The sequence below is a fragment of the Streptomyces sp. NPDC047841 genome, assembly GCF_040704085.1.
Classification (GTDB): domain Bacteria; phylum Actinomycetota; class Actinomycetes; order Streptomycetales; family Streptomycetaceae; genus Streptomyces; species Streptomyces argyrophylli.
Window position 1 is genome coordinate 128343 of the sequence record NZ_JBEYRP010000003.1, and the last position, 21416, is coordinate 149758.

Annotated in this window: 20 protein-coding genes and 1 pseudogene; 10 read left to right on the forward strand and 11 right to left on the reverse strand. The window is 73.7% G+C overall.

Annotation, left to right across the window (positions count from 1 at the left end; all coding sequences use genetic code 11):
* Window positions 1–104: 104 nt before the first annotated feature.
* On the forward strand, window positions 105–1337 hold the full coding sequence (locus AB0947_RS05195; protein WP_366748884.1) for a family 16 glycosylhydrolase: 1233 nt from the start codon (window positions 105–107) through the stop codon (window positions 1335–1337).
* An 18-nt stretch (window positions 1338–1355) separates the two neighbouring features.
* Here AB0947_RS05195 and AB0947_RS05200 read toward each other — a convergent pair whose 3' ends face one another.
* From AB0947_RS05200 to AB0947_RS05210, 3 genes are read right to left on the reverse strand one after another with little or no spacing between them, the layout of a single operon-like run.
* Window positions 1356–1601 carry a hypothetical protein gene (locus AB0947_RS05200; RefSeq protein ID WP_366748885.1) on the reverse strand — a complete coding sequence of 82 codons (246 nt, stop codon included), beginning with the start codon at window positions 1599–1601 and terminating at the stop codon, window positions 1356–1358.
* The gene (locus tag AB0947_RS05205) at window positions 1598–2662 is read right to left on the reverse strand and encodes a DNA topoisomerase IB (RefSeq protein ID WP_366748886.1); all 1065 of its coding nucleotides are present in this window, start codon (window positions 2660–2662) and stop codon (window positions 1598–1600) included. Before AB0947_RS05205 ends, AB0947_RS05200 begins: the two co-directional genes overlap by 4 nt.
* 40 nt (window positions 2663–2702) lie before the next feature.
* The gene (locus AB0947_RS05210; protein ID WP_366748887.1) at window positions 2703–3506 is read right to left on the reverse strand and encodes an SDR family oxidoreductase; all 804 of its coding nucleotides are present in this window, start codon (window positions 3504–3506) and stop codon (window positions 2703–2705) included.
* A gap of 166 nt (window positions 3507–3672) precedes the next feature.
* Between AB0947_RS05210 and AB0947_RS05215 the strand changes: the two genes are divergently transcribed.
* The 4 genes from AB0947_RS05215 (at window position 3673) to AB0947_RS05230 (ending at window position 7100) form a co-directional block, all read left to right on the forward strand.
* On the forward strand, window positions 3673–4740 hold the full coding sequence (locus tag AB0947_RS05215) for a PHP domain-containing protein (RefSeq protein ID WP_366748888.1): 1068 nt from the start codon (window positions 3673–3675) through the stop codon (window positions 4738–4740).
* A gap of 55 nt (window positions 4741–4795) precedes the next feature.
* Window positions 4796–5452, forward strand: coding sequence for an HAD family hydrolase (locus AB0947_RS05220; protein ID WP_366748889.1), 657 nt, complete (start codon window positions 4796–4798; stop codon window positions 5450–5452).
* A 331-nt stretch (window positions 5453–5783) separates the two neighbouring features.
* Entirely contained in the window at window positions 5784–6815 is a 1032-nt protein-coding gene (locus tag AB0947_RS05225) for an SDR family oxidoreductase (protein WP_366748890.1), read from the forward strand.
* 45 nt (window positions 6816–6860) lie between these two features.
* A complete protein-coding gene (locus AB0947_RS05230) occupies window positions 6861–7100 on the forward strand; it encodes a hypothetical protein (RefSeq protein WP_366748891.1) in 240 nt (79 codons plus the stop codon).
* 173 nt (window positions 7101–7273) lie between these two features.
* Here the strand turns inward: AB0947_RS05230 and AB0947_RS05235 are convergent, their stop codons facing one another.
* From AB0947_RS05235 to AB0947_RS05245, 3 genes and pseudogenes are all read right to left on the reverse strand, one after another.
* Window positions 7274–8563 (reverse strand): ROK family transcriptional regulator, encoded by a 1290-nt coding sequence (locus AB0947_RS05235; protein ID WP_366748892.1) that lies wholly within the window; start codon window positions 8561–8563, stop codon window positions 7274–7276.
* 320 nt (window positions 8564–8883) lie between these two features.
* A pseudogene (locus AB0947_RS05240) lies at window positions 8884–9288 on the reverse strand (hypothetical protein); the annotation flags it as partial.
* Window positions 9289–9493: 205 nt separating this feature from the next.
* Window positions 9494–10387 (reverse strand): DUF3626 domain-containing protein, encoded by an 894-nt coding sequence (locus AB0947_RS05245; RefSeq protein ID WP_366748893.1) that lies wholly within the window; start codon window positions 10385–10387, stop codon window positions 9494–9496.
* A 99-nt stretch (window positions 10388–10486) separates the two neighbouring features.
* Between AB0947_RS05245 and AB0947_RS05250 the strand changes: the two genes are divergently transcribed.
* From AB0947_RS05250 to AB0947_RS05265, 4 genes are all read left to right on the forward strand, one after another.
* Complete coding sequence (locus tag AB0947_RS05250) at window positions 10487–10981, forward strand: FBP domain-containing protein (RefSeq protein WP_366748894.1); 495 nt, start codon at window positions 10487–10489, stop codon at window positions 10979–10981.
* A gap of 80 nt (window positions 10982–11061) precedes the next feature.
* On the forward strand, window positions 11062–12312 hold the full coding sequence (locus AB0947_RS05255; RefSeq protein ID WP_366748895.1) for an aromatic acid exporter family protein: 1251 nt from the start codon (window positions 11062–11064) through the stop codon (window positions 12310–12312).
* Between the two features lie 112 nt (window positions 12313–12424).
* Window positions 12425–13504, forward strand: coding sequence for a hypothetical protein (locus tag AB0947_RS05260; protein WP_366748896.1), 1080 nt, complete (start codon window positions 12425–12427; stop codon window positions 13502–13504).
* A 245-nt stretch (window positions 13505–13749) separates the two neighbouring features.
* Window positions 13750–14865, forward strand: coding sequence for a lactonase family protein (locus AB0947_RS05265; RefSeq protein ID WP_366749177.1), 1116 nt, complete (start codon window positions 13750–13752; stop codon window positions 14863–14865).
* Here the strand turns inward: AB0947_RS05265 and AB0947_RS05270 are convergent.
* Window positions 14833–15558 (reverse strand): DUF2470 domain-containing protein, encoded by a 726-nt coding sequence (locus AB0947_RS05270; RefSeq protein WP_366748897.1) that lies wholly within the window; start codon window positions 15556–15558, stop codon window positions 14833–14835. The genes AB0947_RS05265 and AB0947_RS05270 overlap by 33 nt on opposite strands.
* 113 nt (window positions 15559–15671) lie before the next feature.
* Complete coding sequence (locus AB0947_RS05275) at window positions 15672–16280, reverse strand: TetR/AcrR family transcriptional regulator (protein ID WP_366748898.1); 609 nt, start codon at window positions 16278–16280, stop codon at window positions 15672–15674.
* Between the two features lie 120 nt (window positions 16281–16400).
* On the opposite strand from AB0947_RS05275, the gene AB0947_RS05280 reads away from it, so the two are divergent.
* Window positions 16401–18014, forward strand: a complete 1614-nt coding sequence (locus tag AB0947_RS05280) for a cytochrome P450 (RefSeq protein ID WP_366748899.1) — start codon at window positions 16401–16403, stop codon at window positions 18012–18014.
* Window positions 18015–18241: 227 nt separating this feature from the next.
* Here AB0947_RS05280 and AB0947_RS05285 read toward each other — a convergent pair whose 3' ends face one another.
* From AB0947_RS05285 to AB0947_RS05295, 3 genes are all read right to left on the reverse strand, one after another.
* Window positions 18242–19096: a pentapeptide repeat-containing protein gene (locus AB0947_RS05285; protein ID WP_366748900.1), complete on the reverse strand. Its 855-nt coding sequence runs from the start codon at window positions 19094–19096 to the stop codon at window positions 18242–18244.
* 163 nt (window positions 19097–19259) lie between these two features.
* Window positions 19260–19574, reverse strand: a complete 315-nt coding sequence (locus tag AB0947_RS05290) for a hypothetical protein (protein WP_366748901.1) — start codon at window positions 19572–19574, stop codon at window positions 19260–19262.
* A gap of 442 nt (window positions 19575–20016) precedes the next feature.
* Complete coding sequence (locus AB0947_RS05295) at window positions 20017–21318, reverse strand: alpha/beta fold hydrolase (protein WP_366748902.1); 1302 nt, start codon at window positions 21316–21318, stop codon at window positions 20017–20019.
* Window positions 21319–21416: the final 98 nt, after the last annotated feature.

Here is a 21416-nt window from a genome sequence, read left to right on the forward strand (position 1 = left end):
GGCGAGCCGTCAGCAGCAGGTCCGTACCAGAGTATTGACGGGCCCTTATCTCACTCCTTAAATCAAGAGGCGCACCGCTCACGCCCCCACATGAACGGAGAGCCATGGCCTCCCCACGCCTGCTCCGCAGATGTCTCCTCGCCGCCCTGTCCGCGGCACTGATCGGCTCCGCCGCCGTCGGCCCGGCCCAGGCCGGCACCACCGCCCCCGCGGCGGCGGCCGTCACCACCTTCTCCGACACCTTCGACGGGCCCGCGGGCGCCGCGGTCGACTCCTCGAAGTGGACGCTGGAGACCGGCGACAACGTCAACAACCACGAGCGGCAGTACTACACCTCGGGCACGAAGAACGCGGCCCTGGACGGCCAGGGCCACCTGGTGATCACGGCCCGCAAGGAGAACCCGGCCGGCTACCAGTGCTGGTACGGCAGCTGCCAGTACACCTCGGCCCGGCTGAACACCGCCGGGAAGTTCAACGCCCAGTACGGCCACGTGGAGGCGCGGATGAAGATCCCGCGCGGCCAGGGCATGTGGCCCGCGTTCTGGATGCTCGGCACGCCGGTGAACTGGCCGGACTCCGGCGAGATCGACGTGATGGAGAACGTCGGCTTTGAACCCTCCACCGTGCACGGCACCATCCACGGCCCCGGCTACTCCGGCTCGGGCGGCATAGGCGCCCCCTACTCGCTGCCGAACGGGCAGGCCTTCGCGGACGCCTTCCACACCTTCGCCGTCGACTGGGCGCCCGACTCGATCACCTGGTCGGTGGACGGCAACGTCTACCAGCGGCGGACCCCGGCCGACCTGGGCGGGAAGACCTGGGTGTTCAACAAGCCGTTCTTCCTGATCCTGAACCTCGCGGTCGGCGGCTACTGGCCGGGCGACCCCGACGGCTCCACGCAGTTCCCGCAGACGCTGGTGGTGGACTCGGTGTCGGTGACGACGAGCGACAGCGCCGCCGACGTCCCGATCCGCGGTCTGGCGGGCAAGTGCGTGGACGTAGCCGGCGCGAACACCGCGAACGGCACCCCGGTGCAGCTCTACGACTGCAACGGCACGGCCGCCCAGTCGTGGACGGTGGGCTCGGACGGCACGCTCCGCGCGCTCGGCAAGTGCCTGGACGTCAGCGGCGGCGGCACCGCCGACGGCACGCCCGTCCAGCTGTGGGACTGCAACGGCAGCGCCGCCCAGAAGTGGGCCCTCCCGGCGGCCCGCGACATCGTCAACCCGCAGGCGAACAAGTGCCTGGACGTGACCGGGAACAACTCGGCCAACGGGACCCGGTTGCAGATCTGGACCTGCACGGGCGGCGCCAACCAGAAGTGGACGGTCGGCTGAGCCTGCCCCGCCGACGGGTCAGTGCAGCGTCCAGGTGTATTTGTCGCCGCCCACCCAGCGGACCGCGTCCGGGTCGTCCAGGTCGTGGATGGGGATGCCGTAGGAGGCGGCCGTCTCCAGCACGTCCGTGATGGTCCTGGCCTCACCGACCACCTCACCGTCGATCTCCATGATCCGGAAGGGCGGTTCGCCGTGCCGGCCCGGGCACACACCGAGGACCAGGATCCGCGGGCGGGAGATGTAGGGAGCTGCTTGTTCGGTCATGCAATCGAGGGTAGAACGCAACCCGCGCCGACGGGTCGTCCACCGGAGCCCGCGAGGAGATCCAGTACGGCCGCCTCGACGGCTCCCTGCGTGGCCGGACGCCCGAACTCCCCGTGTTCGCCCAGCCGGGTGAGCACGGGGGCGACGGTCACGCCCCGCTCGAACAGCTCGAAGACCTTCGGGTCGATGTACGACGCCCGGCACACCGCGGGCGTGTTCCCCAGGTAGTGGCTCACCTCGCGCACCGCCCGGGCGATCTGCCGGCGCCGGGCGGCCTCGGTCGCCCGGGCGCCCGGCGTGGTCACGGAGACCGCCACGGCGGCCAGCACGGTGGCGTGCCAGGTGCGGAAGTCCTTGGCGGTGACGTCGGTGCCGGACAGCCGGCGCAGGGCCTCGTTGAGGTCGTCGCCGTGCAGGTCGTGCCAGGCGCCGCGGTCCCAGTAGGCGAGGAAGCGGTCGCCGCCGCGCGGCCGGCGCAGCAGGGACCGGGCGACCGCGTGCACCTGGTCGTCGACGAGGGCGCGGACCATCTCGGTACCGCCCTTGGCCGGGTAGCCGAAGGTGATCTCGCCGCGTGCGCAGCTGACGTGCTCGCGGAGCATGGTCGTCAGGCCGTAGGTCTCGCTGGTGCGGGTGTGCCGGTCGCTGCCGATGCGGAAGAAGCCGAGGTCGAGCAGGCGGACCGCGCAGGCGGTGACCCTCGGCCGGCTCAGCCCGCGCCCGGCCAGGTCCAGCGCCACCTTGGCGCGCAGCTCGGGCAGGGCCCGCGCCACCAGCCGCACGTGCTCGTGCTTGGCCTTGTCCTGCTCGGCCCGGAACCGCTCGTGGTACAGGTACTGCCGGCGCCCGGCGTCGTCGGTGCCGACGGCCTGGAGGTGGCCGTTGGGCCAGGGGCATATCCACACGTCGCGCCAGGCGGGCGGGATGGTCAGGGCGCGGATGCGGGCGAGTTGCCCGGGATCGGTCAGCCGCTCGCCGGCGCTGTCGAGGTAGCGGAAGCCCCGGCCGCAGCGGACGCGCCGGTAGCCGGGGCCGTCGGACGAACTGGTTCGCAGCCTCACCGCGCTCTCCCCCCGCTCTCGTCGCGTCGTCCCCGCCTCCTCAGGGCCGCCGCCAGTCGTCGCTGGTCAGATGGGACCCGGCCTGCGGTCCCATGCGCAGCATGCCGCCGTCGACGCTCCATGAGGCGCCGGTGACGTAGGAGGCGTCCGGGCTCGCGAGGAACGCGATCACGGCGGCGACCTCGCGCGCGTCGCCGGGCCGGCCGAGCGGCACGCCGGGACGGCGCTCGGCGCGCACGTCGGTGTCCTCCTGGCCGGTCATCGGGGTGGCGATCTCCCCCGGCGCGACCGCGTTCACGGTGATGCCGTACTCGGCCAGCTCCAGGGCCATCACCTGGGTGAGCAGGCCCAGCCCGCCCTTGGCCGCGCAGTACGGGGCCGCGCCGACCCGCGGCTGGTGCTCGTGCACGGAGGTGACGTTCACGATCCGGCCGCCGTCGCCCTGCCGGATCATCCGCCGCGCGGCCCGCTGCCCGAGCAGGAAGGGGCCGACGAGGTCGACGTCCAGGACCTGGCGCACATCCGCGAGCGTCAGGTCGAGGTAGGGGGTCATCGTGCCGGTGCCGGCGTTGTTGACGAGCACGTCGATCCGGCCGAGCTCCTCGCACAGCTCGTCCACGGCGTCGGCGGCCTCGGGCGGCCTGGTCAGGTCCAGCCGGCCCACGGCGGCGCGGCGGCCGTGCGCGCGGACCTCCCGCGCCGTCTGCTCGGCGCCCTTCTCGTCCGTGTGCCAGGTGATGCCGACGTCCAGGCCCGCCTCGGCCAGCCGTACGGCGGTGGCCCGGCCGATGCCGCTGTCCGCGCCGGTCACCACGGCCGTTCGCTGCGCATCCGGTACGGACATGACGAGCCTCCTCACGGTGGGTCACGTGGACGGTCACGCAGTACCCGGGGGCGGTGGGCACAAACGGCCCCGCCACCGCCGGGACGGCATGGGCCCGCGGGCGGCCCGCGGCCGGGCGCGCGGTTCCCCGCGCCGCTCCCGGGCGCCTGGTGCACCCTTGGTTCTCATGGACCCCGTCGCCGCCCTCGACCGGATCGCGTTCCTCCTGGAGCGGGCGCTCGCGCCCACCTACCGGGTACGGGCCTTCCGCACCGCCGCCCGGACGCTGGGCGCGCTGCCCGAGGGCGAGGTGGCCGAGCGGGCGGCCGCCGGGACGCTGGAGTCGCTGAAGGGGGTCGGGCCGAAGACCGCGCAGGTGGTGCGGGAGGCGCTGGGCGGTGAGGTGCCCGGGTACCTGCGCAAGCTGGAGGAGGAGGCCGGGGAGCCGGCCGGCGCCGAGGGTCCGGGGGCCGGGCTGCGGGCGCTGATCCGCGGGGACTGCCACACGCACTCGGACTGGTCCGACGGCGGCAGCCCGATCGAGGAGATGGGGCGGGCGGCGGCCGGGCTGGGGCACGAGTGGACCGTGCTCACCGACCACTCGCCGCGGCTGACCGTGGCCCGCGGGCTCTCGCCCGAGCGGCTGCGCGAGCAGCTGGCGGTGGTCGCGGAGCTGAACGCGCGCTGGGCGCCGTTCCGGCTGCTGACCGGCATCGAGTGCGACATCCTGGACGACGGCTCGCTGGACCAGGAACCGGAGCTGCTGGAGCGGCTGGACGTGGTCGTGGTGTCGGTCCACTCCAAGCTGCGGATGGACGCCCGGTCCATGACCCGGCGGATGGTCGCCGCCGTGCGCGATCCGCACGCCGACGTCCTCGGGCACTGCACCGGGCGTCTGGTCACGGGCCGGGGACGGCCCGAGTCGCAGTTCGACGCGGACGAGGTGTTCGCCGCGTGCGCCGAGTCGGGGACCGCCGTGGAGATCAACAGCCGCCCGGAACGGCTGGACCCGCCCCGGCGGCTGCTGCGCCGGGCGGTCGAGGCGGGGGTGCTGTTCTCGGTGGACACCGACGCGCACGCGCCCGGCCAGCTGGACTGGCAGATCCTCGGCTGCGCCCGCGCCGAGGAGTGCGGGGTGCCGCCCGAGCGGGTGGTGACCACCTGGTCGGCCGACGAGCTGCTGGGCTGGACGCGCGAGGGACGGCTGCCGGCACGCGTGGCGGGTTTCGGGCGTGGTACCCGCTCCCAGAGCTGACAGCGAGGACCCGGGGCCGGCAGGCAGGACCCGGGGCTGACGGAGAGGACCTGGAATGGACCGCGCCGCCGTGTTCGACGTCGACGGGACGCTTGTCGACACCAATCACCTGCACGTCGTGACCTGGTGGGAGGCGTTCCGGCAGGCGGGCCACGAGGTGCCCATGCACGCCGTGCACCGGGCCGTCGGCCTCGGTTCCACCGACCTCGTCGCCCATCTCCTCGGCGACGACCGGGACCGGGACCAGGACGCGGAACTGAGCGCCGCGCACACGGCGCTGTACGGCCAGTACTTCGACCGGCTCCCCGCCCTGCCGGGGGCCGGCGAGCTGCTGCGGCGGCTGCACGGGGACGGCTGGACGGTCGTCCTCGCCACGTCGGCGAGCGGCGCGGAGCTGGGTGCGCTGCGCCGGGCGATCGGCGCGGACGACGCCATCACGGCCACGGCGAGCGCGGACGACGTCCAGGAGGGCAAACCCAACCCGGAGGCCGTGCAGCACGCGCTGGAGCTGGCCGGGGTGCCGGCCTCGCGGGCGGTGTTCGTCGGGGACACCGTGTGGGACATGCGGGCGGGCAGCAAGGCCGGGGTGCGCTGTCTGGGCGTGCTGTGCGGCGGGATTCCCCGGGCCGACCTGGAGGAGGCGGGGGCGGAGGCGGTGTACGCGGACCCCGCGGACCTGCTGGCGCGGCTGGCCGGGAGCCCGCTGGAGTGAGCCGTCCCCCGCCGTCCCCCGGGTGACACACGTCACGTGGGGGGCCGGAACACCCGAGTGTGGTTGCCCGTTGAACAAACCGTGGGTGCGGATGGGACAGTGTCCCCGGGCCTCACCTTTTGCCCACAGGGACGATCGTTCGGCTGAAGCCCTGTGGAGCGTCTCGCCGAGAGGCGACCGCCATCCGCCCCCACCACCTGACCGCCCCGGTCGTGATTCCCCCGTCACGGCCGGGGCTTCCTCATGCCCCCCGTGCCGCGTGTGCGGACGCGGCGGCCGGGTACCCGGCCGCTCGTCGCAGCCTCCGCCGCGCCGACGAGAGGAGCCGAAGGTGAGCAGCTCAGCGGGCAGCAGGGTCGTCGTGACGGGCGCCACCGGCAATGTCGGGACCAGCGTGGTGCGCCTGCTCTCCGAGGACCCGGACATCAAGTCCGTGCGCGGGCTGGCCCGGCGGACGCCCCAGTGGTCGCCGCCGAAGACCGAGTGGTCCGCCGTCGACATCGCCGGGGACCAGGCGAACCTCGCCGAGCGGTTCGAGGGTGCCGACGCCGTGATCCATCTGGCCTGGGCCTTCCAGCCGACACACGATCCGGCCACCACCTGGCGGACCAACGTGCTCGGCAGCATCCGGGTGTTCGAGGCGGTCGCCGCGGCCCGGGTACCGGTGCTGGTGCACGCCTCCTCCGTCGGGGCGTACTCGCCGGGCCCGAAGGACTGCCCGGTGGACGAGTCCTGGCCGACGCACGGCTGGCCGGACGCCGCGTACTGCCGGGAGAAGGCCTACCTGGAGCGCACGCTGGACGTGTTCGAGCGCGACCACCCCGAGGTGCGGGTGGTCCGGATGCGCCCGGCGTTCCTGTTCAAGTGGGAGTCGGCGAGCGAGCAGCGGCGGATCTTCGGCGGGCGGTTCCTGCCCGGTTCGCTGGCCCGGCCGGACCTGCTGCCGTTCCTGCCGGACATCCCCGGTCTGCGGGTCCAGGCGCTGCACACGGACGACGCCGCCGAGGCCTACCGGCTCGCGGTGCGCTCGGACAGCGCCCGGGGCGCCTTCAACCTGGCCGCCGATCCCGCGCTGGACGCCGGGGTGCTCGCCGAGCTGCTCGGTTCCCGGGCGGTACGGCTGCCGCGTACGGCGGCCCGCACGGCCATCGCCGCCGCCTGGGGGCTGCACCTGCTGCCCGCCTCGCCGCACCTTTTCGACGCCGTGCTGCGGCTGCCGCTGATGGACTGCGCGCGGGCGCGCGCCGAGCTGGGCTGGGAGCCCCGGCACACGGCGACCGAGGTGATCCAGGAGTTCCTGGACGGCCTGCGCAAGGGCGGCGGGATGGAGACCGAGCCGATGCGCGGGCGCAAGGTCGGCTGAGCGCGTGGGGAGCACCGAACGAGCCGACGAGGAGCGGAGAAGACCATGACGGTGCGCAAACCCGGGTCCGGGGCGGAGCAGCGGCCGGTGCCCCGGGACATGCCCGACCAGCAGGCCCGGCCCGAGGACGACCCCTGGGACGTGTCCACGAGGCGCGCGGCCGGCGAGGAGGCGGACCAGGACGTCGTCCCGGACACGGACGAGGCCGGCACCGGCCCCCGGGTCGAGTCCCGGCCGGACACGGCACAGTCGGAGCAGCCGACGCCGCAGGAGCCGTCGGACTGACCGCAGGGCGCCCGATGCCCGGAGCGGCGCCCCTAACGCGTCAGTTGCCGGCCCGGGAACCGCCGGCCAACGGTCCACCCGAGGCGCGTCCCGGCCGGACACGGCACAGAGGGAGGAGATCCGGTGGACGCCGGCCCGGTGCCGAGGCGTCCAGGGTCACCGCCGGCCGCCTCTCAGTGCGGGGCGCGTTCCTGAAGGGCGGTTCGCCAGGCGGGCAGGCGGTCCTCGGCGGCCGGTTCGGGACGGCGGCCGCCGCTGGCGAAGAAGTCGGCGAGCGGCAGGATCGCGGCGCCGACGGTGACCGCGTCCGGGCCGAGCCGGCCGAGGTCGATCGTCACCTTGTCGGCCGGGTGCCGCAGCGCGTACGTGGCGGCGTGCCGGCGTACGGCGGGCAGGAACCGCGTGCCGAGCTGGAGCCCGGCCCAGCCGCCGATGAGGATCCGCTCGGGCTGGAAGAGGTTGATCAGATCGGACAGGCCGGCGCCGAGGTACTCGGCGGTCTCCTCCAGGACGGCCAGCGCGACCGGGTCGGCGGTACCGCCCTCGGACGGGTACGCGGCGGCGAGCATCGCGGTGAGCGCGGTCTCCTCGTCGGTGTCCTCGGGCGGCCGGCCGCCCTCCTCGCGCCAGCGGGCGAGCAGCGACTCGGCGCCCGCGTAGGCCTCCAGGCAGCCGGGCGCACCGCAGCGGCAGCGGCGCCCGCGCACCCGTACCGTCAGGTGGCCCCACTCCACGGCCCGCCCGTGCTCGACCTCGGGGGTGACCAGGCAGGCGCCGACGCCGGAGCCGAAGAGCACGACGACGGCGTTGCGGGCGCCGCGTCCCGCGCCGAACCACATCTCTGCCTGGCCGAGCGTCTTGGCCCCGTTGTCGATGAAGTACGGCACCCCGTCGGGGAGCCCGGAGGCCGAGCGGAGCAGTTGCTCCAGCGGGACGGCGTCCCAGCCGATGGTCTGCCCGTGCACCACGGCGCCCCGGTCCGGGGTGTGCTCCACGATCCCGGGGACGCCGACGCCGACCCCGAGCAGCCGGTCGGGGACGGCCTGTTCGGCGGTGAGGACCTCGGCGACGCCGTCGCGGATGTGGCCGGTGATGACGTCGACGTCGTAGCCCTGGGGGGTCAACGGGCGTTCGACGCGGGCGAGTTCGGTGAGGGCCAGGTCGAACAGCTCGACCCGGACGCGGGTCTCGCCGACGTCCACGCCGATCATCTGGCCGCTGTGCGGGGCGACGCGCAGCAGCGTGCGTGGCCGGCCGCCGTCGGAGTCGACGCTGCCGGCCTCCTCGACCAGTCCGTCGGCGATCAGGTCCGCGACCACGTTGCTGACCGAGCCGGAGCTGAGTCCGGTGGCCGGGCCCAGCTCGAACCGGCTGAGCGGGCCGTCGAAGTACAGCCTCTGGAGCACCGCCGTCCGGTTGCCTCGTCTCAGGTCGCGTACCGTGCGCCCGTTGCGTGCCGCCATGTGGCTCCCTTCACGAACCCTGCCCGACCTGCAACATACCCCTTCGGACAGCCGGGGCGCGACATTTCCCCAACCCTTAGTTCACGCTATGAGCTAAGGCGGAGACGTTTGATCTCGTCCAGTGCAGCGGCACGTTCCGGCGCGGGGGACCGTCTCGACCAGCGTGATCGGGTGGGGACAGGCGCGGCACAGCGCGAGCCGCAGCCGCTTGGAGCGGCCGAAGGCGACGGTGTTGCGGGTGCCGCCGGGCGGGCGCACCCCCTCCCGGCCGGGCTGGTTCCTCCGTGTCCCGCAACCCCGCACCCCTCCCCCGGCGGCTCAGATGCGGCCTCGTAGGTGCCGGGGGTCCGCTCCCGGTACAGGGTACGGAAGGCCGCGCGGACGCCGGGAGCCATCCGGGCGCCGTCGCCCAGCAGTTCCCGGACTTCACCGGCCTCGGCGGCGATGCGGTGCTGGACGAGGGCGGCGCCGTCCTCGGGCGCGGCGCTGAACACGGGCCGCAGCGGGGGCAGCAGGTCGAGCAGGAGCGGCCAGTCCAGGGCGCCGCGCAGGGCGGGGTGGTCCTCGGCCAGTTCCACCAGGGTGCGCGGGTCGTCGCCGGGCAGGGCGGCGAGGGCGGCGCGCTCGGGCGGGCACGGGTTGGCGGCGGCGAGGAGGTCCGCCTGGCGGCTGGTCGGCCGCTCGTGCAACTCGACGTGGTGAGTGAGCAGTCGGCGTACGGTCAACAGCAAGCGGCATGCTCTCCATCGCAGCACCCGCCGAAGCCTAAGCGGGGGCCTCCGCACGACGGCATCCGCCAAAGCCCCCGGCGACAGCACCCGCACCGGCCACGGCAAGCGGCACGCTCCCCGCAGCGACACCCGCAAAGCCCCAGCGGCAGCGCCCGCACCCGCCGAACCCCCGGCCGCAGCCCCCTCCTCCCCCCGAACCTCAGCGGCTGCGCTCCGGCGGGGGCGTTCTCGCCGTTCCCGCGCCCTCCGGGGAGCCGAAGCGGGCCAGGGTGTGCCAGACCATCTTGAGGGACTGGAGGTCGTACCGGCCGCTGCGGGCCGCGTCCCCGATGACGCGGGGGGTGATGAGGCCCCGCTCGGCGATGCGCGCGCCGAGGTCGGCGTACTCCGGGCCGCGGTAGTCGGCGTGCCGGCGCAGCTCGGTGACGGTGAGGCGGTAGCCGGGGTGCCAGGCGAGCGGGAAGGGCAGGCGCCGGGCGGCCGTCTCCACCGGTGTGCCCCGGTAGCTCGCGTCCAGGACCAGCGCCTCCACGTCCCGTTCGAGCAGCACACCCCCGTGCACATGAGCCTCGACGTAGTCGTTGAGGGCGTCCTGCCGGTCGGCCTCGGCGAGGGCGATCAGCGGCATGGCGCCGGTCACGCCGAAGTCGCCGGGCCCGGTGGAGCTGTCCGGGTAGCAGAAGGTGGCCCGGGCCAGGACCGCTCCGCGGAGCCTGAGGTGCGAGGAGCCGAAGCGGGGGGCCGCGCCGACCACCTGGCGGCGGAAGTCGAGCGCGCCGTACACCGGGCGCTCGGCCGGGCCGGCGTCGTCGTAGGCGCCGCCGAACATCCGGCTCTCCCAGCGCGTGCGGTCGCCGCCCGGGTGGGCGGTGAGCCCGCCGTTGCTGGTGCCGGTGACGAACTGCGAGTGGTACGCGCCGTCCCGGGCCAGCGACTCCAGGATCGGCAGTCCGCCCGAGGCCCGGTCGGGGTGGAAGTTGAGCGTGATCCGCAGGTCCGGGTCGAGCGGCGGACCGGACGCGGTGCCGGTGACGTGGTCCAGCGCTCGCCGGGCACGCCGTGGCAGCCCGGGCGGCCTCCACCGGAAATCCATTGGCCTACCCCCCTGTAACTAAATAGGATAGCCGTCAGCCTAGAGGTTCTAGGTTGCGACCGTGCGACCGGAACACCGGAACACTGGAAGGGACCCTCAATGAGATCGCTCACCGAGCAGGACATCCGCAACTCGTTTATCAACTGCTCCAAGGGCGAGGCCAAGCGCCTGGCCGTCCCACGCGATCTCGGTGACCGCCCCTGGGACCAGCTGGACTTCCTCGGCTGGCGCGATCCGGGCGCTCCCGACCGCAGCTATCTGGTCATGGAGCGGGACGACCGGCTCGTCGGCGTGGCCCTGCGTTTCCCGCCCTCGCAGCGCGGCTTCCTGCACCGGAGCATGTGTTCGGTGTGCCTGACCACGCATCCCGGCGGCGGGGTGTCGCTGATGACCGCGCGGAAGGCGGGGGCGGCCGGCCGTGAGGGCAACTCGGTCGGGCTGTACATGTGCACCGACCTGGCCTGCTCCCTGTACGTGCGCGGAAGGAAGATCCCCGAGTCCGGCGCCCGGTTCGAGGAGAGCCTGACGCTGGAGGAGCAGATCGCGCGCACGACGGGCAATCTGGCCGCCTTCATCGACAAGCTGTACGCGTAAACGTCCTGGCGCACATCAGGCGGAACCAGTCCGCAAACAGCTACGTTCGACGCACCCGATGAACGGGAACAGGCCAAGGGATGCGCGAACGAAAGTTGACCACGGGACTACTGCGACTGGCGAAGCGCCGTCGGGAGCCGGTGGTCGTCCAGACACTGCGGTCGGCCACGGCCGCGACCATCGCCTACGTCATCGCCCTCCGGCTGAGCCCCGAGCCGGCCCCGCTCACCGCGCCGCTGACCGCGCTGCTGGTCGTGCAGGTGACCTTCTACGCCACGCTCACCAACGGCATCCGCCGGGTCAACTCGGTGGTCGCCGGCGTCCTGGTCGCCATCGCCTTCAGCGTGCTGGTGGGCCTGACCTGGTGGAGCCTGGCCCTGCTGATCGTCGCCGCGCTGGCCGTGGGCCACCTGGTCCGCGTCGACGAGTACGTGGCCGAGGTGGCGATCAGCGCCATGCTGGTGCTCGGGGTCACCACGGTCGGGTTCACCGCCTGGGCGCGGATCGTCGAGACGCTGATCGGCGCGGTCGTCGGCACCGCCTGCAACCTGCTGCTGCCACCCCCGGTGTGGGTGGACGAGGCCGGCCGGTCCATCGAGGACCTGGCCCGCCGGGTGCGCCAGCTGATGCTCCGGATGGGCGAGGAGGCCGGGGGCCGGATCCCCTGGGAGCGGGCGGCCGAGCGGCTGCACGAGGCGCGCCGGCTCGACCACGACATCGTGCGGGTGGACGCGGCACTGCGGCAGGCGGAGGACAGTCTGCGGCTCAATCCACGCGTGAAGGAGGGGCTGCTGCACCGGGTCGTGCTGCGCACGGGCCTGGACACCCTGGAGATCTGTACGGTGGTGCTCCGGGTGTTGGCCCGCTCGTTCACGGACCTGGCGAAGGCCCGTGGGTCGCAGGAACTGTTCCCGCCCCGGGTGGGGGCGACCGTGGAGCAGCTGCTGTCGGAGATCGCCGACGCGGTGGTCAGCTTCGCGGTGCTGGTGACGACCCATCTGAGCGAGAACGCCGAGTCGGCGGAGGCACGGCTGTCGGCCGAGCTGCACACGGCGGCCGGCACCCGGGACCGGCTGGCCGAGCTGCTCCAGGAGGAGATCCGCAAGGACTGGGCGCACTGGCAGCTGCTCGGGGCCGTCCTGACCGAGACGACCAGGATCATCGACGAGCTGAACACCGAGCACCGCACCCGCCGCCTGCTGGAGGAGCTGGACCGGGTCTCGCGCGGGCACCGGGCCAAGCTGCCCCGGATCGCCTGGCTGCGCGACCGCCTCGGGGTCCAGGAGGAGCTGTGGCGGAACCGCGCGGGGTTCGGTGCGCGTGATCGGTGAGGAGGCCGCGGGGGCGGTCCGGCGCCGCGGCCGAGCGCGGGGGTGTACGGCGTCGCAGGAGACGGGGTGTCCGGCCGGCCGGTGACGGCGCCGGAGGAGACGGAGCGCACGGATGACCGCTGACGGAGTGCGGATCGACGGCAACACGCTGCGGTTGCCCGGCGGGGTGGCGGTGCGGTTCGTCCGCACGCTGCGCCTGCCCGAGAGCGGTACGCATCCGCTGCCGCCGGGGCTGGGCGAGTTCCCGGTCCGGCGGGTGGCCGACCACGCCGGCCGGGTGCCCGAGTGGATGCGGGCGCGCGGCGGCGTCATGCTGCCGGTGTACCTGCGCGAGGCGATGTGGCTGAGCTTCGCCGCGCCGGAGCCGGCCGCGCTCCAGGTCGGTGTGGGCAAGGTGTGCGCGGTCTCCGGCGAGCCCTGGTGCGACCGGCTGTCCCGGCGTCCGCAGAACTACGTGGTGCTGCCCCGCCAGCCCTGGCTGGACGGCATCAACTCCGGCAAGGGCACGGTCCGCCAGTTCGTGGCCGTCCCGCTGGGGCTGGGCGCGACCGTGGAGGGGCAGGTCACCGGCGAGGAGGTGTGGGGCGGCGTCCAGCTCCAGTCGTTCCCGCTGAAGGAGGACGCTCTCGCCGGGTGGCGGCGCCAGGAGCGGGAACGGCAGCGGCGCCTGGCCGGCGCGCGCGGCGGTTACGGTGCGGCCCTGCCCATGTCCGCCCCGGCCCCGGGCGGGCCCCCTGGATCACCGCCGTCCCCGCCCCCCATGGCCTTCGGCGGCCCGCCCGCCCCGGGCGCCGCTCCCCCGCCCCGCGCCACGGCCATGGGCCTCGGCGTCGGCGGCTCGATGCGGCAGGAGGTGTACCGGGACGACCGGCCGCTGGGCGACTGGTCCGAGCAGCCCGCGGGGCGGGTGTTCGTGCACCTGGTCACACCCCCGGAATGGCGCCGGATCACCGGCGAGACACCGCCGCCGTCACCGGTGGACCGGGCGGCGTACACCCGGGCGGGCCTGCCCTGGTACGACTACTACGACGCGGACGCCGAGGGCCTCGCGCCCACGGGCGCCCTGGAGGCGGTCGAGCCGGTCGGCGAGTGGCTCGGGGACGACCTGGAGCCGTGGCAGGCGCCGTCCCCCGGCCAGGTGACCCCCCTGAAGGACGTGCCGGGCAAGCCGGTGGCGGACGGGGACTGGTAGGCAGCGCCGGCGTCGCGCACCGCGTGACGGCTGCCGGCCGGCTTGCCCCCGGCGACGTGCGCGGGCCAAGGTGGCTGTCACGAAGGGGACGACCGACGACCTGGGGTAGCGGCATGGGTACGCAGGCACAGACGGCGGGAGGAGCATCCTCCCGCCCCCGGCGGGACCGGGACCCGGAGCGGGGGCAGGGGGGCTGGACCAGACGCCGGTTCGTCGGCGCCGTGGCCGGTACGGCGGCGGTCGTGATGGTGCCGTCCCCGGCGGCCCCGCCGGTGGCCCCGCCGGCCGGGCGGGACAAGCCGGAGGCCGCCCCGCCGCCCCGGAAGCCGTCCGGGCCGCGCCCGCTGTACGTGGGCACCTACACCTCCGTCGAGGGCGGCGGCACCGGCATCGGCCTGGCGTCGTACGACCCGGAGTCGGGCCGGATCACCGGGGCGGGCACGCTCACCGGGGTCCCCGACCCGTCGTATCTCGCCGTGTACCCGGACGGCCGCACGCTGTACGCGGTGGACGAGCGGGAGGACGGCGGGGTGACGGCCGTGCGCCTCGCGGACCGGCGCGTCCTCGGCACCCGGAGCACCGGCGGCGCGGGCCCGTGCCATCTGTCGGTGCATCCCTCCGGGCGCTGGCTGCTCAGCGCGAACTACGGTTCGGGCAGCGTCGCCGTGCACCCGATCGGCGCCTCCGGCGCGCTGGGTGAGCGCACCGCCCTGGTCACGCACAGCTCTCCGCCGCCCGGCCCCGGCCAGCAGGGGCCGCACGCCCACCAGTTCCTCACCAGTCCGGACGGCGGGCACGTCCTCGCCGTGGACCTGGGCACCGACACGGTCTACACCTACCGCCTGGACCAGGTGAGGGGCACGCTCACGGAGGTGGCGCGGGCGCGCACCCGGCCCGGCGCGGGGCCGCGCCACCTGACCTTCCACCCGGGCGGCCGGTACGCCTACCTGGCCAACGAGGTGGACAACACCGTGGCCGTGTGCGCGTACGACCCGGGAAGCGGGCGCCTGACGATCGGCGAGCCGCAGTCGACGGGGTCCGGCGGCGGCACCAACTATCCGGCGCAGGTGCTGGTGACGGCGAACGGCCGGTACGCGTTCCTCGCCAACCGGGGAGACAACAGCCTCGCGCGGTACGCCGTCGAGGACGGCGGGGCCCGGCTGCGGCTGCTCGGCACCGTGCCGGCGGGCGGGGACTTCCCCCGGCAGATCGCGTTCTCGCCCGACGGCCGGCTGCTGTTCGCGGCGAACCAGCGCTCGGGCACGGTGACCGTCTTCCACGTCGACGCGGACAGCGGCCGACTGCGGCCGACCGGTGAGCCGTTCGCGTCACCCGTCGCCGTCTGCGCGCTGCCGCTGTAGCGCCCTGGGGCAGGCGGCGGCACTGGCCTGGGCGAGCAGGGCGTGCACGCGCTCGGTGAGCTGGGTGACGTCGTCGGCGGGGGTGTGGAAGGGCAGTCGTACGTCGCCGTGGGAGCGGGCGCGTTCGATGCGCAGGGTGAGTCCGTGCCGGTCGACGGCGAGCGGTGCCACCCGGGTCGCGGCGAGCAGGCTCTCGGGCCGCACCAGGCGGGTGAGCCGCTCGACGGCGTCGGGGTGGACGTCGGCGAGGTGGGTGAGCAACCGTGCCTCGGCTGCGGCCAGCGGGTCGGGCCGGGCGGCGCCGAACTCGTCCCGGTCGACCACCACGGCCCCGGCGGACTCGCGCAGCACCACGCGGGTGGGCCGGAACAGGAGGGTGCCCTCGGACGGGGCGAACCAGCCGGACAGGAAGAGCCGGGCGCGGATGCGGTGGCGCACCGGTACGGGCGCCACGTCGGCGAACTCCAGCAGGGCGGAGGGTTCCTGGCGCGGGGCGCACAGCACCGCCCCGAACAGGGCGCTGTCGTCGGGCACCGCCAGCCGTACCGTGCCGTCCCCGGTGACGGTGTGCGCGCCGGCGTACTCCTCGCGCGCGCCGTCCGCGGTCACCGCGCACGACCAGGCGGTGGCCAGTACCGAGCGTGCCCGTTCCGCCGCGCCGGGGGCGGCCGTCCAGTCCCGCGTGTCACCCATCCGGACCTCCTTTAGGTAAGCCTTGCCTAACTTAGCGGAGAACGGGACGCACGCCAACCAGGCGTACGCCACTGCTCCGCATCGGCGGAGGGGGTCATTCCGGGCCGAGTGGCCTAGGCGAGGACGCCCAGCAGGGCGCGGGCGCACAGATCGCGCACCTGCTCGCGGCTCAACTCCCCCTCCCCGCGCAGCCATTCGAGACAGACGGCGGTGGTGAAGGCGAGCCAGCCGCGTACCGCCAGACGCACCTGCGGGGCGGCCTCGGCGGCGGGCCCGAACTCGGGGTCGGCGGCGAGCGCGGCCAGGATCTGCTTCTCCTGGGCGGCCAGCGCCCGCTGGTAGACCCGGCGCACGGCCTGGTCGCCGGCCGCGTCGGCACGGTGGAAGGCGCGGAAGCCGTGGGCGTGCGCCTGGACGTAGCCGAGGTAGGTGTCGAGGCCGGCGGTGAGCTGCTCGCGCACCGGCACCCCGGGCTCGGCCGCCGTCATGCGCAGCATGCGCGCGCTCTCCCGCTCCACGACGGCGGCGAAGAAGTCCCGCTTGGTCGGGAAGTAGTGGTAGAGCAGCCCCCGCGAGACCCCGGCGATCTCGGCGACCTGCTCGATCCACACGTCGTCGTAGGGGCTCTCCGAGAACAGCTTCGCGCCGACCGACAGCAGTTGCTCACGGCGTTCGCCGGTGCTGAGTCTGCGCCGGGCGCGCTCCCCCTGGTTCGCGGGCATGGCGTCACTTTACTTGACGTCGGTTCAACAAGCGCACCACACTGGAACACGTTATTGAACCCACGTACAACACGCGCGCGTCACTGCTCAACCATCCGCTGGATCAAGGGAGATCGCGTCATGGCGGCGACGACGGAGACCATGGAGACCGGGCTGCCCAGGGGTTTCCGCAGCGCCGAACAGGGCTGGCCTGAGCTGCGCCGCATCCCCCGTCCGCCGCACCGGCTGCCGCTGCTCGGCGATGTGCTCGGCGCCGACCGGCACCGGCCGTTGCAGGACTCGATGCGTTACGCGCGCGAGCTGGGGCCGATCTTCCGGCGGCGGGCGTTCGGCAAGGAGTTCGTGTTCGTGTGGGGGGCGCGGCTGGTCGCCGACCTCGCAGACGAGTCCCGGTTCGCCAAGCACGTCGGCCTCGGCGTCGCCAATCTGCGGCCGGTGGCCGGCGACGGCCTGTTCACCGCCTACAACCACGAGCCCAACTGGCAGCTCGCGCACGACGTCCTGGCGCCCGGGTTCAGCCGGGAGGCCATGGAGGGCTACCACGGGATGATGCTGGCGGTCGCCGAGCGGCTCACCGATCACTGGGACCGCCACCTGGCGGCCGGGCGCACGGTGGACGTGCCGGGCGACATGACCCGGCTGACCTTGGAGACGATCGCCCGGACCGGTTTCGGGCACGACTTCGGCTCCTTCGAGCGGAACCGGCCGCACCCCTTCGTCACGGCGATGGTCGGCACGCTGACCTACGCGCAACGGCTGAACAGCGTGCCGGGGCCGCTGGCCCCGCTGCTGCTGCGCGCCGCCGCCCGGCGCAACGCGGCCGACATGACCCACCTGAACCGCACGGTCGACGGCCTGGTCGCCGCCCGGCGCCGGTCCGGCGGTGGCGGCGAGGGGGACCTGCTGGACCGCATGCTGGCGACGGCGCACCCGGAGACCGGGGAGAAGCTTTCGCCGGAGAACGTCCGCAAGCAGGTGATCACCTTCCTGGTGGCGGGCCACGAGACCACTTCCGGCGCGCTCTCTTTCGCCCTCCACTACCTCGCCCTGCACCCCGCCGTCGCCGCCCGGGCCCGCGCCGAGGTCGACCAGGTCTGGGGCGACACCCCGCGGCCCGGCTACGACCAGGTCGCCAAGCTGCGCTACGTCCGCCGGGTGCTGGACGAGTCGCTGCGGCTGTGGCCGACCGCGCCCGCCTTCGCCCGCGAGGCCCGGCGGGACACCGTCCTCGCCGGGGACCATCCGATGCGCCGGGGCGCGTGGGCCCTGGTGCTGACGCCGATGCTGCACCGCCAACCGGAGGTGTGGGGCGAGGACGCCGAACGGTTCGACCCCGACCGGTTCACCCCGGCGGCCGTCCGCGCCCGGCCACCGCACACCTTCAAGCCGTTCGGCACCGGCGCACGGGCCTGCATCGGCCGCCAGTTCGCCCTCCACGAGGCGACCCTCGTCCTCGGCCTGCTGCTGCGCCGCTACGAGCTGTCGGCCGACCCGGGCTACCGGCTCAGCGTGGCCGAACGGCTCACCCTGATGCCGGAAGGGCTACGGCTGCGCCTGGAGCGGCGGCCGGCTCCCACGGAGGCCGGCGAGCAGCGCCCCGAAGGGACCCGGGGCGAGCCGACCCGGACGCCACCCGCACGAGACACGGCCGCGGACGACAGCCGGCACCACCCCACCGAACCGGCCGCACCCCCCTCAGCGAGCCGCTGCCCAGTGCACCGGCCGACCCACTGAAGCCGGCAGACGAGTCCCCGCACTACCCCGCGCGGCGTTGACCTGCGGCTGGGTGAGGAGGAAGGCGCCGGTGAGGTCCGCCGCACTTGGAGCGGCGGCCGGCTCGCACGGAGACCGGCGGGCAGCGCCCCGAAGGGACCCGGGGCGAGCCGACCCGGACGCCACCCGCACGAGACACAGCCGCACACGACCGCCGGCATCACCCCGCCGAACCGGCCGAACCCCCCTCAGCGAGCCGCTGCCCAGTGCACCGGCCGACCCACTGAAGCCGGCAGACGAGTCCCCGCACTTCCCCGCGCGGCGTTGACCTGCGGCTGGGTGAGGAAGAAGGCGCCGGTGAGGTCCGCGTCGGTCAGGTCGGCATCGCGCAGGTCGGCCCCGATCAGATCCGCGCCGCGCAGGTCGGCACCGGTGAGGTCGGCGGCGATGAGATAGGCGCCGCGCAGGCTCACCCCGCGCAGATCGGCGCCCCTGAGGCGGGCGCCCATGAGGTCCGCGCCCCTGCGGTCCTTGCCCCGGCCCTTCCCCTTCCCCTTGCTCTTGCCGCCGGCGCCGGCCCGGACCAGTTCGCTGGTGCGCAGCAGGAGCACGTTGACCTCCTGCCGGTGCGCGGCCACGTCCAGCGCGGCCAGCTCCTCGAAGGTCCGCCGGGTCAGCCCCTCGGTCTTCTCCAGCGCGCGGCGCAGCTCGGGGTGGACGGGCCGGGCGGCGGGCAGGCCCAGCGCCTCGGTCAGGTACCACAGCAGTTCGTGCAGCTGCCGTACGACCGGGAAGACGTCGAACATCCGGCGCGCGTGCTCCTGGGACGCCGTACGCCAGTCCTGCCCGCCGAAGGTGACCTGCGAGACCTTCTGGCCGGCGCCGAAGCAGTCGTAGACCGTGCAGCCGGTGAAGCCCTTCCGGCGCAGATCGGCGTGGATGCCGCAGCGGTGGTCGCCCTGGAGGTTCGGGCACGGCTTGCCCGCGGGCTTGTCCAGCGCGAAGTCGGCCGAGCGGGCGAAGGGCAGGGCGACACAGCACAGCCCGAAGCACCGGGCGCAGTCGGCGCGCAGGTCGGAGTGGTCGGCTATCTGATCCGGCATGGGGTCCAGCCTAATGACCTGCGGGCACACGTCCTCGCGCCCCGCGCCACCAGGTGCGCCGTGACGCGGGGCGGCGCCGGATCCGTCGCCGTCACAGCGGAGCGAAGCCGCTCATGGCCGGGGTCTTCCGGCACGAGCGGCTCCGGGTCGGAGGCGAGCCGGCTCAGGTCGCGGCCGGGGGCTGCCTGCGCTGCTGTCCGACCTGCCGGTTACGGACACGGCGGTGGTGGCGAATCCTTTTGGCCTTTTTGAAGAGGACGACGCCCCAGCCGCCGATCAAGGTTCCGAAGAACACACACGCAGCTGTCGCCGCGGGTTTCCCGGTGATGCCGCAATACGCAACCCCGCAGTAACATGCGATCGCGATAATCCACGTGGCGATCGCGGAACCGAACAGGATCCGCTCGTCCCGACGCTGTAACTGGTTCAGATCGTCGAGCCAGAAGTCGACCTGTCGGTCGGTGAACGTGTTACACACGGTGGCTCCCGGCTGCGAGGCCGTGGCACACTACGTACGCACCAGCACACTGGTCTATGCCAGTGGCGTCCGCGTCACCGCGTGGCAAGGTGTTGGTGTTGATGGTCGACCACCTTTCGGTAGCGCTGTCAAATCCCATACGGCGGCTTCCTGTTGGCGCAGGGAGCCGTCGGCCTTTTGGGTCTCCAGGGCTCAGCGCCGCCTAGTGGATTCCTATGTACAGCAATGGATCGACTTACACCGCGCTCATCTCACCATGTGGGCCGGGGAAACAAAGCCGGGCAGACCGCCTTCGTCACCCCGCCCACCTGTGCTTTCCCTTGATCAAAGAAGCTGTCGCAATATCGTTCCCAGCGCATTTGTGATACAGGCCACCATTTTATATCGTTTCAATCACGCTGAGTATTCCTCTGACTACGGCATGAACATCCGCTTACCGCCCTCATACCTCGTCGCGCACGAGCGCCAGCAGCCGGTCCAGGACGTGGGGCGCACCCGTGCGCAGGCCGTCGTGCTCGTACTCGTTGGTGACCCAGGCGCGCAGGCCCCGGATCGCGCCGGCCGTCTCCAGGGAGTGGCCGGCGTCGACGTACAGGTCGTCGTGATAGACGGCCGCGGCGACCGGGACCTCGTTGGCGGCGAGCCGTGCGGGGTCGTAGAGGGGGCGCCAGTCGGTGCGGGCGGCGAGCAGTCCGGCCGTCTCGCGCAGGGGGCGCAGGGCCGGGTCGGTGTCGAACACCCAGGGGTGGACGGTCTCGCCGGTGAACAGGACGGGGCCGTCACCGGTGAGCGTCTTGGCCGCGTCGAACTGCGGGAACTCGGCGCGGACGCGCTCGGCCGACCAGGCGGTGGGGCGCGCGTCCTGGCCGTAGATCGACTCGTGGACGAGGGCGTAGAGGGGGTGGGAGGCGTACGACAGCAGGGACTGGACCTGTTCCCGGAAGGCGTCGGACAGTTCGAGGCCGGCCGGGGTCACCACGAAGGCGTCCTCCAGGAGGTGGTGCAGCCGGTGGCTGCCGTCGCTCGTGCCGAGCATCTGCCCCAGGGACTGGAAGGCCTCGACGGTGAAGCGGTAGCCGTTCGGCAGGACCACGTCGTGGGTGAGGAGGTGGTCGGCGATCCGGCGGGCCCGCTCCACGTCCTGCGGGTAGCGGGCGTAGTGCGCGGCGACCTTGCGCTCCATGCGCGGGTAGGCGGCCCGGTAGACGTCGTCGGCGTGGGCGTGCAGGGAGGGCAGGCCGCCGGTGATGATCGCGGTGGCGATGCCCTCGGGGGCGAGGGAGAGGTACGACACCGTGCAGAAGCCGCCGAAGCTCTGGCCGAGCACGGTCCACGGAGCGCCGCCGGTGAGCCGGGGGCGGATGGCCTCGCAGTCCCGGACGATGGAGTCGGCGCGGAAGTGGGTGAGGTAGTCGGCCTGGGCGGCGGGGCCGCCGCGCAGCGGGAGCGTCTGCCGGGTGGCGGGCGTGGAGCGGCCGGTGCCGCGCTGGTCGAGGAGCAGGACGCGGTACTCGTTCAAGGCCCGGTCGAGCCAGGCCTGACGTCCGACGAAACGATTCGCCCCGAAGCCGGGGCCGCCTTGCAGGTACACCAGCCAGGGCAGGTCCTGCCCGGCCTTGTCGCTCGCCACCGCCTCACGGGCGTACAGCTCGATGGTCTCGCCGCCCGGGTCGGCGTGGTCGAGGGGGACGGTGAAGTGGTGGTCGGTGAGCACGACGCCGGGCTGGCGGTAGCTGAGGCTCAACGGGTCTCCTGGGACGGACGGGCTGGACGTCTCCCAGTTGAGCACATGAGCCGGTGCGGGCCGAGCCCCGGGATCATGGATTGTTACTGAACTTCCGG